This is a genomic window from Lentzea albida (genome assembly GCF_900111005.1).
GTDB classification, from domain to species: Bacteria; Actinomycetota; Actinomycetes; order Mycobacteriales; family Pseudonocardiaceae; genus Lentzea; species Lentzea albida.
On sequence record NZ_FOFV01000016.1, the window covers coordinates 237,035 to 250,443 of the forward strand.

The 13,409-nt window shown below is 68.9% G+C and carries 15 protein-coding genes; 9 read left to right on the forward strand and 6 right to left on the reverse strand.

Annotation, left to right across the window (positions count from 1 at the left end; all coding sequences use genetic code 11):
- Positions 1 to 11 precede the first annotated feature (11 nt).
- Together BMY74_RS33450 and BMY74_RS33455 are read left to right on the forward strand one after the other, a co-directional pair.
- Complete coding sequence (locus BMY74_RS33450) at positions 12 to 1,121, forward strand: glycerate kinase family protein (protein WP_089922496.1); 1,110 nt, start codon at positions 12 to 14, stop codon at positions 1,119 to 1,121.
- Between the two features lie 169 nt (positions 1,122 to 1,290).
- Entirely contained in the window at positions 1,291 to 1,662 is a 372-nt protein-coding gene (locus BMY74_RS33455) for a HesB/IscA family protein (protein WP_089922497.1), read from the forward strand.
- A 475-nt stretch (positions 1,663 to 2,137) separates the two neighbouring features.
- Here the strand turns inward: BMY74_RS33455 and BMY74_RS45375 are convergent, their stop codons facing one another.
- Positions 2,138 to 2,311: a hypothetical protein gene (locus BMY74_RS45375; protein WP_177230027.1), complete on the reverse strand. Its 174-nt coding sequence runs from the start codon at positions 2,309 to 2,311 to the stop codon at positions 2,138 to 2,140.
- Positions 2,312 to 2,468: 157 nt separating this feature from the next.
- Here BMY74_RS45375 and BMY74_RS33460 point away from each other — a divergent pair, with 157 nt between their 5' ends.
- Both BMY74_RS33460 and BMY74_RS33465 read left to right on the forward strand, forming a co-directional pair.
- A complete protein-coding gene (locus BMY74_RS33460) occupies positions 2,469 to 3,401 on the forward strand; it encodes a carbohydrate kinase family protein (RefSeq protein ID WP_089922541.1) in 933 nt (310 codons plus the stop codon).
- Between the two features lie 7 nt (positions 3,402 to 3,408).
- Positions 3,409 to 4,173 carry a class I SAM-dependent methyltransferase gene (locus BMY74_RS33465; RefSeq protein WP_089922498.1) on the forward strand — a complete coding sequence of 255 codons (765 nt, stop codon included), beginning with the start codon at positions 3,409 to 3,411 and terminating at the stop codon, positions 4,171 to 4,173.
- Between the two features lie 37 nt (positions 4,174 to 4,210).
- Here the strand turns inward: BMY74_RS33465 and asnB are convergent, their stop codons facing one another.
- On the reverse strand, positions 4,211 to 6,139 hold the full coding sequence (gene asnB / locus BMY74_RS33470; protein ID WP_089922499.1) for an asparagine synthase (glutamine-hydrolyzing): 1,929 nt from the start codon (positions 6,137 to 6,139) through the stop codon (positions 4,211 to 4,213).
- A 193-nt stretch (positions 6,140 to 6,332) separates the two neighbouring features.
- Between asnB and ctaC the strand changes: the two genes are divergently transcribed.
- A complete protein-coding gene (gene ctaC, locus BMY74_RS33475) occupies positions 6,333 to 7,265 on the forward strand; it encodes an aa3-type cytochrome oxidase subunit II (protein ID WP_245786494.1) in 933 nt (310 codons plus the stop codon).
- Positions 7,266 to 7,277: 12 nt separating this feature from the next.
- Entirely contained in the window at positions 7,278 to 7,694 is a 417-nt protein-coding gene (locus BMY74_RS33480; protein ID WP_089922501.1) for a cytochrome c oxidase subunit 4, read from the forward strand.
- A gap of 153 nt (positions 7,695 to 7,847) precedes the next feature.
- On the opposite strand, the gene BMY74_RS33485 is transcribed toward BMY74_RS33480, so the two are convergent.
- The 4 genes from BMY74_RS33485 to BMY74_RS33500 all read right to left on the reverse strand — a co-directional run bounded on the left by BMY74_RS33485 (position 7,848) and on the right by BMY74_RS33500 (position 10,658).
- Positions 7,848 to 8,528, reverse strand: a complete 681-nt coding sequence (locus BMY74_RS33485) for a lysophospholipid acyltransferase family protein (protein WP_089922502.1) — start codon at positions 8,526 to 8,528, stop codon at positions 7,848 to 7,850.
- Between the two features lie 183 nt (positions 8,529 to 8,711).
- Complete coding sequence (gene trpD / locus BMY74_RS33490; protein ID WP_089922503.1) at positions 8,712 to 9,761, reverse strand: anthranilate phosphoribosyltransferase; 1,050 nt, start codon at positions 9,759 to 9,761, stop codon at positions 8,712 to 8,714.
- Positions 9,762 to 9,768: 7 nt separating this feature from the next.
- A complete protein-coding gene (locus BMY74_RS33495; RefSeq protein WP_089922504.1) occupies positions 9,769 to 10,179 on the reverse strand; it encodes a hypothetical protein in 411 nt (136 codons plus the stop codon).
- A gap of 65 nt (positions 10,180 to 10,244) precedes the next feature.
- Positions 10,245 to 10,658 carry a hypothetical protein gene (locus BMY74_RS33500; protein WP_089922505.1) on the reverse strand — a complete coding sequence of 138 codons (414 nt, stop codon included), beginning with the start codon at positions 10,656 to 10,658 and terminating at the stop codon, positions 10,245 to 10,247.
- A 92-nt stretch (positions 10,659 to 10,750) separates the two neighbouring features.
- Here BMY74_RS33500 and ctaE point away from each other — a divergent pair, with 92 nt between their 5' ends.
- The 3 genes from ctaE to qcrA all read left to right on the forward strand — a co-directional run bounded on the left by ctaE (position 10,751) and on the right by qcrA (position 13,360).
- On the forward strand, positions 10,751 to 11,359 hold the full coding sequence (ctaE, locus tag BMY74_RS33505) for an aa3-type cytochrome oxidase subunit III (RefSeq protein ID WP_089922506.1): 609 nt from the start codon (positions 10,751 to 10,753) through the stop codon (positions 11,357 to 11,359).
- Positions 11,360 to 11,420: 61 nt separating this feature from the next.
- Positions 11,421 to 12,233 carry a cytochrome bc1 complex diheme cytochrome c subunit gene (gene qcrC, locus BMY74_RS33510; RefSeq protein ID WP_089922507.1) on the forward strand — a complete coding sequence of 271 codons (813 nt, stop codon included), beginning with the start codon at positions 11,421 to 11,423 and terminating at the stop codon, positions 12,231 to 12,233.
- On the forward strand, positions 12,230 to 13,360 hold the full coding sequence (gene qcrA, locus BMY74_RS33515; protein ID WP_089922508.1) for a cytochrome bc1 complex Rieske iron-sulfur subunit: 1,131 nt from the start codon (positions 12,230 to 12,232) through the stop codon (positions 13,358 to 13,360). Before qcrC ends, qcrA begins: the two co-directional genes overlap by 4 nt.
- Positions 13,361 to 13,409: the final 49 nt, after the last annotated feature.

Below are 13,409 nucleotides of genomic sequence, written 5' to 3' on the forward strand. Positions count from 1 at the left end.
CCTTTCGCGAGGTGCGCGTACTCATCGCTCCGGACTGCTTCGGCGGCACCCTGACCGCCCGCGAGGCCGCCGACGCCATCGCCACCGGCTGGCACGAGGCCAAGCCCGACGACGTCGTCGTCCAACGCCCGCTCGCCGACGGAGGCCCCGGCTTCGTCGACGTCCTGCACGCCGCGACGGGCGGCGATATCCGATATGTCACCGTCACCGGCCCGCTGGGCGAGCCCGTGGAGGCCCGCTGGCTCAGCGTGCACACCGATGGTCCGGATGCAACCGGTCGACACGTTGCCTACATCGAGTCCGCGGAAGCCTGCGGCCTCCACCTCATCCCGAAGGAGCTCCGTCCGCAGGTCTGCGAGACGGCGACGACGCGAGGCGTCGGCGAGTTGATCGCGGCAGCCGTCGCGTCCGGGACGGACGCGGATGACAACGATGTCATCCCGGCCGGTGCCAGCCGCGTCGATGTCGTCATCGTCGGGCTCGGCGGCTCCGGCACGACCGACGGCGGTGCCGGCATGCTCGCCGCCCTGGCCGAGGCCGACGACGGCGCCGGCGTCGACCTGACCGGGGTATCGCTGGTCGCCGCGTCCGACGTCGAGAACCCGCTCCTCGGCCCGCACGGCGCCGCCAGGACGTTCGGCCCGCAGAAGGGCGCGTCCCCGGAAGCCGTCGAACGCCTCGAAGCGAAGCTCGCCGCCATGGACGTCCTCGAACCCGTATCCGATATATCGGGTGCCGGGGCGGCGGGTGGCCTGGGTGCCGCGCTGCTCTCCCTGGGCGCGACGGTGACTTCGGGCGCCGGTCTCGTCCGCGAACTCACCGGCCTCGACGCCGCCCTCGACGACGCCGACGTCGTCGTCACCGGCGAGGGCAGCTTCGACTGGCAGTCCCTGCGCGGCAAGCTCATCACCGCCGTCGCGGGCGGCGCCGCCGAACGCGGCATCCCGTGCGTCGCCGTCGCGGGCCAGGTCAGCGTCGGCCGCCGCGAGATGGGCGCGGCCGGCGTCCAGGAGGCGTACTCGGTGTCCGAGCACGTCGGCTCCGTGCAGAAGGCGATGGAGGAGGCCCGCGACAGCCTCGTCACGACGGCCAGCCACGTCGCGAACCAGTGGTCTCGCTGAAGTGCGTGTCCAGCGCTGATATATCGGCCGGCCCCAGCGTGGTCCACGTGACAGTCGACACCCGGGGCGACATGACGTGTCGTTGTGGGACCATGGGTAGTGGAACAAGGCGGGGCACGCCCGTGTTGTTGATGGGTGAACCGCCCGCAAAGGACCTCTTAGGAGAGCCATGACGACCGCTCAGGATGCCGCTTCGACCGCCTCCGAGGCGCCCAGCCACGGCGTGACGCTGACCGATGCGGCCGCCGTCAAGGCCAAGGCGCTGCTGGACCAGGAGGGTCGCGACGACATGCACCTGCGCATCGCCGTCCAGCCCGGTGGTTGCGCAGGCCTTCGTTACCAGCTGTTCTTCGACGAGCGTGCGCTCGACGGTGACGCGATGGTCGACTTCAACGGCATGAAGGTCGCCGTCGACCGCATGAGCGCCCCGTACGTCGAAGGCGCCGTCATCGACTTCGTGGACACGATCGAGAAGCAGGGCTTCACGATCGACAACCCGAACGCCGGCGGGTCTTGCGCCTGCGGCGACTCGTTCCACTAAGGCGACCACGCGGAGAGGCCGCGTTCCCGCATCGACGGGAACGCGGCCTCTCCGCGTGTGGACCGAAAACCCCTGCCGGGTGAGACCTGGACGCGAGACCTGGGGTCAGGTTTTCGGGAGGTGGCTCCCGGGATCGGATGCCCGGAGGTCGGTTCCTGGAGGTCGGAGCCCGGCGAGCAGGCGCAGGACCGCGGATGCCGGGGGACCGGACCGCCGAGGGTCGGCCCCTGGTGTTCCGATGCCGGCGACCGGAGTGTCGAGCGCGGCGCTGGAGGTCGGATGCCGGGAACCGGAGTGTCGGGGGCTGGTGTGGAGGTCGGATGCCGGCCCTCGAGGTCAGGACGCCGGAGATCGGATCCCGCCGATCGGGCCCCGGAAGCCGGACCCCGCAGACCAGGCGCCGGAGACGGAGTTCCGGCCACCAGATCCTGGAGACCGAGCCCCTGCCGAACCCGTGCCGGACCAGCCCCGAAGGTCACACGCCGTACTCGGCGAGGCCTTCGACCTGGTGGGCGCACCGCTCGTCGACCTGCCACGGCGCGGCGTCGCGCGGGACGGGGAGGGGGTGCTCGGGGTGGATGAGCACGACGGGGAGCTGCGCGCAGTCCTCGATCAGTTCACTCATCGTGGTCGCCTCTGGGATCGTCACCCCGTGACCGTATGTCGGCGGTCTGACCTGCGATAGCCCTACCAAACAGTAGTCTTCACGCGGTACTCGTCCGGGTGAGTTGTCACGTAGCGCAACAAAGAAAAGAGGAGCCGACGTGCCCCTAGCCGTGTGCGGCAGCATCGCGACCGACCATCTGATGCACTTTCCGGGTCGTTTCGCGGACCAGCTGGTCGCGGAGCGTCTCGACCGCGTGTCACTGAGCTTCCTGGTCGACGACCTCGTGGTCCGTCGCGGTGGCATCGGCGCGAACATCGCGTTCGGCCTCGGTGTGCTCGGGGTCAGGCCGGTGCTCGTCGGCGCCGTCGGCAAGGACTTCGACGACTACCGCTCGTGGCTCGAGCGGCACGGCGTCGACACGTCCGGTGTGTACGTGTCCGAGGTCGCGCACACCGCGCGGTTCGTCTGCACGACGGACGACGACATGTGCCAGATCGCCTCGTTCTACGCGGGTGCGATGGCCGAGTCGCGCAACATCGAGCTCGCGCCGATCGCCGGTCGTGTCGAGAACCTCGAGCTCGTCGTCATCAGCCCGGACGACCCCGCGGCCATGCTCCGCCACGCCGAGGAGTGCCGTCAGCGCGGTTACAAGTTCGCCGTCGACCCGTCGCAGCAGCTCGCCCGCATGGACGGCGACCAGGCGCGCGCGTTCGTCGAGGGCGCCGAGTACCTCTTCAGCAACGACTACGAGTGGGAACTGCTGCTGCAGAAGACCGGCTGGACCGAGGCCGACGTCCTCGCCCGCGTCGGCAAGCGCGTCACCACGCTCGGCGCCAAGGGCGTCGAGATCGTCGACCGCGACGGCTTCTCGCTGCACGTCCCCGCCGTCCCCGAGGTCGCGAAGACCGACCCGACCGGCGTCGGCGACGGCTTCCGCGCGGGCTTCCTGGCGGGCATCACCGCGGGCCTGAGCATCGAACGCGCTGCTCAGCTGGGTTCGTTCATCGCCGTCGAGGTGCTCGAGACCGTCGGCACGCAGGAGTGGGTGATCGAGCGCGAGGCGGCGCTCGCCCGCATTCGTGGCGCGTTCGGTGCGGAAGCCGCTGAGGAGATCGCCCCCGTCCTGCCATGATCGGACAATGGGGACGTACCTGTTCGGCGACACCGCTGAGTCGCCCGACCCGAAGTTCGACGCGCTGAGCTCCCTGCTCGACGCGGGCACGTTCGCCCGCGTCGAGCAGCTGGGTGTCGCGGACGGCTGGCGCTGCCTCGAGGTCGGAGGTGGCGGGGGATCGGTGGCGAACTGGCTGGCCGACGTCGTCGCCCCGTCCGGGCACGTGACGGTCACCGACATCGACGTCAGGCGGCTCGAGGAGCGTGACAACGTCACGGTCCTCGAACACGACGTGGTGTCCAACATATTGCCGGGCAACGCGTTCGACCTGGTCCACGCCCGTCTGGTGCTCTTCTACCTGCCTGCCCGCGAACTCGTCCTGCGCAAGCTGCGCGACTCGCTGCGGCCCGGCGGCTGGCTCGTGCTGGAGGAGTTCGACTGCCTCCCGCTCGAAGTCCTCTCCGCCGCTCCCGACGACGCGAAGCTGATCATGCAGGTGAAGAACGCCCTGCTGACGCTGCTCGACCAGGCAGGCGCCGAACTGGCGTGGGGCGCGCGCATCGAGAGGGCGCTGCTCGACGCCGGGCTGAACGACGTCAGCGGCTCCCGCGACGTGCAGGAGTGGGAGGGCGGGTCCGCCGGCTGCCGGTTGCTCGCCACGACCGCACGCCTGGTGCGCGCGAAGCTCCCGCTCACCGACGCCGAGTTCGACCGCTACCTGGAACTGATGGCGTCCCCCGAGGTCGTCCTCAGCTCGTACGCGATGTGCAGCGCGCAAGGACGCCGGTAGAACGGGAGAGGGCCCCTCCGGAGAGGGGCCCCACGACCTACAGCTTGACCGGGTAGTGCGGCTCCGGCACCACCGGCTGGATGCGGCCCTCGACGAAGATGCCGTGCCAGATCATGAACACCAGCAGCGCCCAGATGCGGCGGCTGTGGTCGAGCACGCCCGAGCGGTGCTCCTCGATCAGCCGCAGCACCGCGGTCTTGTCGATGTACTGGTCCGTCTGCGACGCGCGCACGACGTCGACGGCCCAGTCGTGCATCTCGTCCTTGAGCCAGTGCCGGATCGGCACCGGGAAGCCGAGCTTGCGGCGGTTCAGCACGTGCGCCGGCACGATGTCGCGGATCGCCTTGCGCAGCGCGAACTTCGTCGTGTCCTTCGTGATCTTCAACTCACTCGGGATCTGCGACGCGATCTTGAAGACCTCGGGGTCGAGGAAGGGGACGCGCAGCTCCAGCGAGTTCGCCATGGTCATCTTGTCGGCCTTGACCAGGATGTCGCCGCGCAGCCACGTGAACAGGTCGACGTGCTGCATGCGCGTCACCGGGTCCCAGGTGGCCGACTCGCGGTACGGCTTCGCCGTCACGTCCATGTGGGACACCGACGGGTCGTACGTCTTGAGCACCTGGCGCAGGTGGTCGTCGAGGAAGATGCGCGCGTTGCCGTAGTAGCGCTCCTCCAGCGTCAACGCGCCACGACGCAGCAGGTCCTTGCCGCGCACGCCGTGCGGGATCTTCGTGGAGACCTTGCCCATCGCCTTGCGCAGCGCGCCCGGCACCTTCTCGAAGCCCGCCAGTGACAGCGGCTCGCGGTAGATCGTGTACCCGCCGAACAGCTCGTCCGCGCCCTCACCGGACAGCACGACCTTCACGTGCTGACGCGCTTCACGGGCGATGAACCACAACGGCACGAGCGCCGGGTCGGCCACCGGGTCGTCGAGGTACCACGTGATCAGCGGCAGGGAGTCCATCATCTCCTGCGCGCTGACCGTGCGGACCACGTGCTTCACGCCGATCAGCGCCGCCGACTCCGCGGCCACGTCGACCTCGGAGAACCCCTGGCGCTCGAAGCCCGTGGTGAACGTGATCAGGTCCGGGTTGTGCTCCTTGGCCAGGGCCGCGACGACCGTCGAGTCGATGCCGCCGGACAGGAACGAGCCGACCGTCACGTCCGCGCGCATGTGCTTGGCGACCGAGTCGCGCAGCGCGGCCGTGATCTCGTCGTACAGCGCGTTCGCCTCGGCCTCGCTGCGGACCGTGCGGACCTTGAACTGCGCCGGGAAGTACCGCTCGAACCGCGGCGACTCGCCCGGGACCAGTGTGAACGAGTGCCCGGACTCGACGCGGTGGATCGGGTCGTGCAGCGACTCGGGCTCCGGCACGTACTGCAGCGTGAGGTAGTGCTGCAGGCCCTTGACGTTCATCTTCGGCGCGATGCCGATCGAGGACGCGATCTCCAGCAGGACCTTCTTCTCGCTGGCGAACGCGACACCGCTCTGGCCCTGCGCCCAGTACAGCGGCTTGATGCCGAACGGGTCGCGGCCGCCGAACAGGACCTCGCGCTCGGCGTCCCAGATGATGAACGCGAACATGCCGCGCAGCTTCGAGATCGCCGCCGGGCCGAGGTAGTGGTACGCGGCGACGATCGTCTCGGTGTCGCCGTCGGTGTGGAAGACCGCGCCGTGCTTCTCGGTGAGCTCGGCCCGCAGCTCGAGGTAGTTGTAGATCTCGCCGTTGAAGTTGATCGTGTACCGGCTCGGCGACTCCGCCGGACCCCAGGTCAGCGGCTGGTGGGAGTGCTCGATGTCGATGATGGCGAGGCGGTTGAAGCCGAAGACGACCTCGTCGACCCGGCGGGTGCCGCTCTCGTCCGGACCGCGGTGCCGCATGCAGCGCAGCGCCGCCTCCACCGCCGGACGTGCGTTCTCAGCCTCGTTCTCGCTGGGGCAAACAAGTCCTGCCAGGCCGCACAAGGCTCTCGCACCTCTCAAAAGACATGAAGGGGAAGACCACGGGGAAGTCCCCAGTATGCCGAAAGGGCTCCGTGTGACCGAAACTGCACCGCAGCGGCGGTGCCCCCAAGGGGTGAGCGAGGTTGCGCTGGGCTACGCTCCCGCTTGATCCGTTGGCATGACCAGTAGTTGTGAACGAGGAGGCGGGCGAGCAGTGGGCCTGAAGGAGGGCACCAGGGCATCCCGGCTGGTGAAGACCGCTGGGCTTGTGAGCCTGGTCGGTATCGGGGCCACCGGTTGCTCCACGGACGAGGTGCTGCGCTTCGGATGGCCGCAGGCCGTCACGCCGCAGGCCGAGAAGATGCGCGAGCTCTGGACCTGGTCCGTGATCGCCGCGCTCGTCGTCGGCGTCATCGTGTGGGGCCTGATCCTGTGGTCGGTGGTGTTCCACCGCAAGAAGTCGGAGGAGCTGCCGCGTCAGACGGCGTACAACCTCCCGCTGGAGATCGTGCTCATCGTCGTGCCGACGGTGATCGTGGCGGTGTTGTTCTACTTCACCGCCATCACGCAGAACTACGTCACGGACAAGTCGGGCAAGCCCGACGTGAACGTCGACGTCATCGCGTTCCAGTGGAACTGGGAGTTCCAGTACCCGGACCACAAGACCGAAGAGGGCAACGTCGTCAGCACGGTCGGCACCTCGGGCGAGGTCCCGATCATGGTGCTGCCGGCCGGCAAGCGCATCCAGTTCACGCTGCGCTCGACGGACGTCATCCACTCGTTCTTCGTGCCGGAGTTCCACTTCAAGCGCGACGTCTTCCCGCAGCCGGAGAAGAACAACCAGGACAACGTCTTCCAGATCGACCAGATCGACCGTCCCGGTGCGTTCGTCGGCCGCTGCGCCGAGCTCTGCGGCTCGTACCACGCGGTGATGAACTTCGAGGTCCGCGCGCTCGAGCAGGCCGACTTCGACAAGTACATCGCGCTCCGCAAGGAGATCAACGAGAAGACGGGCAAGCCGTACACCACGGCCGAGGCCCTCTCCCAGGTGAACTGTGACGAGTGGTGCTCACCGCTGGCCACGACGACGACCCCGTTCAACACCGACCGGACGGCTCGTGAAGCCTCCGGCGCGGGCCAGAAGTAGGGACATTCCGCGATGAAGATCGAAGCTCGCGTATTCGACCTGGTGATGGCCTTCTCGTTCCTGATGGCCGTCGTCTACGGCTACTGGACGCACCTGGCGACCGGCCACGTCGAGCCCACCGGCACGGTGGCGCTCGCGCTGACCGGTGGCCTGGCCCTCATCACCGGCACCTACTTCCGGTTCGTCGCCCGCCGCATCGAGGTGCGGCCGGAGGACAACCCCGACGCCGAGGTGTCCGACGGCGCCGGTGAGCTGGGCTTCTTCAGCCCCGGCTCGTACTGGCCGGTCGGCCTCGCGGCCGCGGCGGCGACCACAGGTGTCGCGGTGGCGTTCTGGCACGTGTGGCTGCTGGTGATCGCCGTCGTCATGGTGCTGATCATGGTCGGTGGCCTGGTGTTCGAGTACCACACCGGTCCCAACCACGACTGATATCCGACATACCGGATATCGCGCAGGTTCGTTCGGGGCCCTCTCCGTCACGGAGGGGGCCTCGAATTTTTGCCGCTGATATGTGACACATCGCATATCGCACGAAAAAGGCCCCCTCCGTGACGGAGAGGGCCTTCGTGGTTTCCGCGGGAATCACGCCGCCGCGGGCACCGGGGTCTTCTGGTACGCGTCCACGTACTCCTGGCCGCTCAGGTCCAGGATGCGGTAGATGATCTCGTCGGTGACGCTGCGCAGCACCGGCAGCGACTCCTCCATGCCTTCGTAGCGGCTGAAGTCGAGCGGCTCGCCGAAGCGGACCGTCACCGGGACGATCTTCGGGAACCTGCTGCCGACGGGCTGCACCTTGTCCGTGCCGATGATGCCGACCGGGATGACCGGGGCGCCGGACTCGAGCGCCATGCGGGCGACGCCCGTGCGGCCGCGGTGCAGCATGCCGTCGAGCGAGCGCGTGCCCTCGGGGTAGATGGCGAACGCGTCTCCGCGCGCGAGGATCTCGGCGGCCGTGTCGAGGGCCGCACGGGCGTCACGGCCCTTGCCGCGGTGCACCGGCACGTGGCCGAGCGAGGAGAAGAACCAGCGCGACAGCGACCCCTTGAGGCCGGTGCCCGTGAAGTACTCGGCCTTCGCGAGGAACGACACACGGCGCGGCACGACCATGGGGATCACGACGCTGTCGATGAAGCTCAGGTGGTTGGCCGCGAGGATGACGGGGCCGTCGGTGGGGATGTTCTCCAGACCTTCGACCACCGGGCGGTAGACGAGACGGGCTGTGCGAGCGACGACGTGCTTCATCACCGGGTAGAGGAAGGCCATGTCTCCAGCATTCCAGGTGAGGATTGCCACGGCGTTACCACGTGAGCCGCATCTCCGGCCGATCACTCGCTCGGGCTAGGCCGATGCGGCGTCCGTGCGAGCAGGGTCACGCGCCGACGACGACGCGTGACCGAAACCGCTCCGCGGTTCCCGCAAGGTCTGCTCCGGGCCTACTCGGAGGCCCTACTTCGGGGACGCCTTCAACGCCTGTGAGAGCTCCACCCAGCGGCTCAACAGGCCCGCCGCGGCACCGGAGTCGATGGCGCCGGCCGCGCGGCTCAGCGAGGCCGTCAGGTCCGCGTGCAGGTCATCGGAGAACCCGCCGTGCGCCGCGATGGCCCCGGCCGCGTTCACGAGCACCGCGTCCCGCACCGATCCGGTCTTTCCCGCCACCAGGTCGCGGACCACCTGGGCGTTGACCGACGGGTCGCCGCCCTTCAGGTCCTCCTCGCGGGCGGGCTTCACGCCGAGCACGGCCGGATCGATGGTCGCGGTGCGCACCACGCCGTCCTGCGCGAGCCACGCGGACGTCGTCGTGGTCGTGGTGATCTCGTCGAGGCCGTCGTCGCCCCGCACCACCAGCGCCGTGTTGGTGCGCCGCGCGAACACGCCGGCGATCAGCGGCGCCGCGGCCGCCCGCGCGCAGCCGATCAGGCCGACGGTGGGTTGCGCGGGGTTCGTCAGGGGGCCGAGCAGGTTGAACGACGTCGGGATGCCGATCTCGCGCCGCACCGGGCCCGCGTGCCGGAAACCGGGGTGGAACACCGGCGCGAAGCAGAACCCGATCCCCAGCTCGCGCACGGTCTCCCGCACACCCTCGGCCGGCAGGTCGATCGCGACGCCCAGCGCCTCCAGCACGTCCGCCGTGCCGCACTGCGACGACGCGGCCCGGTTGCCGTGCTTGACGACGGGCACGCCCGCGGCGGCCGTCACGATCGCGGCCATCGTCGAGATGTTCACCGAACCGGAGTGGTCGCCGCCGGTGCCCACGATGTCGGTCGCCCGCACGTCCACCGTGAACCGGTTCGCGTGCTCGAGCATCATCGTCGCGAGGCCGTCGACCTCCTCCGGAGTCTCGCCCTTGGCGCGCAGCGCGACGATGAACGCCGCGATCTGCGCCGCCGTCGCCTCGCCCGACATCACCTGGTCCATTCCCCAGGCGGTGTCGTCCGCGGTCAGGTCGACGCCGTCGAGCAGCCGGTTGAGCAGCGAGGGCCAGGTGCGCTGGCTCATGACGGGATCAGCCCTTGACGACGGGCACAGCCGAGCCCCGCAGCACCTCGGCCACGGTCTCGGCGGCGGCCAGCGGGTCGAGCGGGTGCACCAGCACCGCGTCCGCCTGCGACCAGGTCGCGAGCCACCTGTCGTCCTTGCGGCGCACGGCCACGACGACCGGCGGGCAGTTCGTGATCTCGTCCTTGAGCTGGCGCGACAGGCCCATGCCCCCGGTCGGCTGGGCCTCACCGTCGAGGATCAGCAGGTCGACGGTGCCGTTGTCGACCTCGTAGAGGACGTCCGCGATGGTGCCGACCTCGACGTACTCGACGCGGGACAGGTCCGGCGCCGGACGGCGGCCGATCGCAGTGATGATCGTCTCACGCACCTCGGGACGGTGGCTGAACACCAGGATCTTCGTGGTCTGCGTGCTCATCTCTGGGCCCTCCGCTGCGACTGCCGACTGCGGTCCTGAAGAAAGTGACCAAGGTCGCCGTGATGCTATCGGGCGGGCTCGCCCGGCTTCTGCAGGGCGTCCCACCCCAGGGCCTCGCCGCCGAGCCGCTGCGCCAGCGAGGCCATCCGCGACCGCTCCTGGGCGCAGTGCAACGCGTCCAGCTTCTGCACCCGACTGATATGCGATATATCACCGGCGACCAGCACCCAGCCGTCCGGCGTGAGCAGCTCCCGCGCGCGTTCTACCTGGTCAGCGGGGATGCGCACGTGATGTCGGAGCACGGCGAGGTCGTCGGAACGCCACCGCGGGGACCGCGCCAGAGCGGCCGAATCGGCCTCTGCGATGTCGAACGCCTCGACCACGACGACGAGGTCCGGGTCGTCGACCGCCAGCGACGGTTCCTCCTCGCGACCCAGGAACCTGCGCAGCACGTCGCGCAATCGGCCCAGCAAGCTCATTCGTCGATCTCCTCGCGATCACCTGTGTGTGACCCGCCCGGCCCAAGATCTGCCCAGGACCCGATGGGCGGACGGAAATAGCGCAAGCAATAATGCTGCTCGTGACCACGGCAGCGCCTTCAATCGGCCAGCGCGTGCACTCGCTGAACCGCCCGAACATGGTCAGCGTCGGCACGATCGTCTGGCTGTCCAGCGAGCTCATGTTCTTCGCTGGCCTCTTCGCCATGTTCTTCACGGTGAAGGCCCAGAACGAGGGACCTTGGCCCCCGCCCCCCACGCACCTGAACATCCCCTACGCGTCGGTCTTCACGATCATCCTGGTCGCGTCGTCCTTCACCTGTCAGTGGGGCGTGTTCGCGGCGGAGCGGGGAGACGTCTTCGGTCTGCGTCGCTGGTACATCGTGACGCTGATCATGGGCGCGATCTTCGTGGGTGGTCAGGCGGGTGAGTACATCGAGCTCGTCGAGAACGGCACCACGATCCCGTCCTCGGCCTACGGCACCGTCTTCTACCTGACGACCGGCTTCCACGGCCTGCACGTCATCGGCGGTCTGATCGCGTTCGTCTACCTGTTGATCCGGACGAAGCTCAGCAAGTTCACGCCGGCACAGGCCACCTCCGCGATCGTCGTGTCGTACTACTGGCACTTCGTCGACGTCGTGTGGATCGGCCTGTTCGCCATCATCTACATCGTGCCCTGACCCAGCCGGCACGCAGCCAAGCCACGAGCTCCCGAACTGACAGCAAGGGTTGCCGCACACCATGACCACCACGACGAAACGCCCCCGCGGCGCCCGCACCAAGCTGCGCCGCCGGGTCGCCGGACTGCTCGCACTGGGCTTCGGCCTGCTGAGCGCCGGCATGCTGTTCGCCGCCTTCGCGCCCCAGGCGCAGACCGCCCAGGCGCAGCAGCAGGACGCACTGGTCCGCCAGGGCGAGCAGATCTACCTGAACACCTGCCTGAGCTGCCACGGCAACTCGCTCGAAGGTGTCGAGGGCCGCGGGCCGAGCCTGATCGGCGTCGGCGACGCGGCGGTGTACTTCCAGACTTCCTCCGGCCGCATGCCCATGGCGCGGCAGGAGGCGCAGGCCATCCGCAAGCCCGCGAAGCTCTCCCCCGAGGAGATCAACGCGCTGATGGCCTACATCACCGCGAACGGTGGCGAGGGCCCGAAGAAGCCCTCCGAGTCCGGTGAGGCCCTGCGCGGCGACAACCCCGCCCGCGGTGGCGAGCTCTTCCGCCTCAACTGCGCCAGCTGCCACAACTTCACGGGTCGTGGTGGCGCGCTGTCCTCCGGCAAGTTCGCACCGGCGCTCGACGGTGTGACCGAGGAGCAGATCTACACGGCGATGCTGAGCGGTCCGCAGAACATGCCGAAGTTCGGCGAGCGCCAGCTCACGCCGGAAGAGAAGAAAGACATCATCGCGTACGTCAAGTCGGTCACCGACGGGAACAACAACTCCGGCGGCAACGCCCTGGGTGGGTTCGGACCTGTTTCCGAGGGCTTGATCGCGTTCATCGTGGGCATCGCCGCGCTCATCGGCGTGACCCTCTGGATCGGAGCCAAGGCATGAGCGGCGACAAGCCGACCGAGCTGCCCAGCGAGGCAGAGCTCGCGGAGATGAGCCGGGACGACCTCGTCAAGCTCGGCACGAAGATGGACGGCGTCGAGCTCGTCCACTACGAGGAGAAGTTCCCGGTCCCCGGCACCCGCGCCGAGCGTCGCGCTCAGCGTTCGGTGGCCGTGTGGTTCCTCGTCTCGGCGCTGTCGGGGCTCGCGTTCCTCGGCGTCTTCCTGTTCTGGCCGTGGGAGTACGAGTCCCCGTCGAACGAGTCGGGTCACTTCCTGCACAACCTGTACAACCCGCTGATCGGCCTGTTCCTGGGCCTGTCGGTGGTGGGCCTCGGCATCGGCGCCCTGCTGTACACCAAGAAGTTCCTGCCCGACGAGCTCGCGGTGCAGCAGCGCCACGACGGCCCGTCGACCGCGGTCGACCGCGCCACGCTGGTCGCGGAGCTCGCCGACGCGGGTGAGCGCAGCGGCATCGGCCGCCGCAGCCTGATCAAGCGCACCGCGGGCCTCGGCGCCGGCGTGCTGGGTCTCGGCGTCGCCGCCGTTCCGCTGGGCGCGCTGGTCAAGAACCCGCACTCGGACAACGAGACCAAGAACTCGCTCTGGCACACCGGCTGGAAGCCGGAGAAGCCGGGCGAGAAGGTCTACCTGCGCCGCCACACCGGCAACTTCCACGAGGTCTCCCTCGTGCGTCCCGAGGACGTCGAGCCCGGCGGTTTCGAGACGGTCTTCCCGTTCCGCGAGTCCGAGCGCGACGACGAGCACGCCCTGGTCGCCGCCCTCAAGCGCGCCGACGCCCCGGTCATGCTCATCCGCATGCGCCCGAACCAGGCGATCACCAAGCGCGCGGGCCAGGAGGACTTCAACTACGGTGACCTCTACGCGTACTCGAAGATCTGCACGCACCTGGGTTGCCCGACGTCGCTGTTCGAGCAGCAGACCGGTCTGCTGCTCTGCCCCTGCCACCAGTCGCAGTTCGACGTCTTCGAATACGCGAAGCCGCGGTTCGGCCCGGCGACCCGTCCTCTTCCGCAGCTTCCGATCACTGTGGACGAAGAGGGATACTTGGTAGCCCGCAGTGACTTCATCGAGGCTGTGGGTCCGGCGTTCTGGGAGCGGAAGTCATGAGTGCCATCACCACGCCGACGAAGCCGGCCAACGCGGCCGCGCGCGTCGC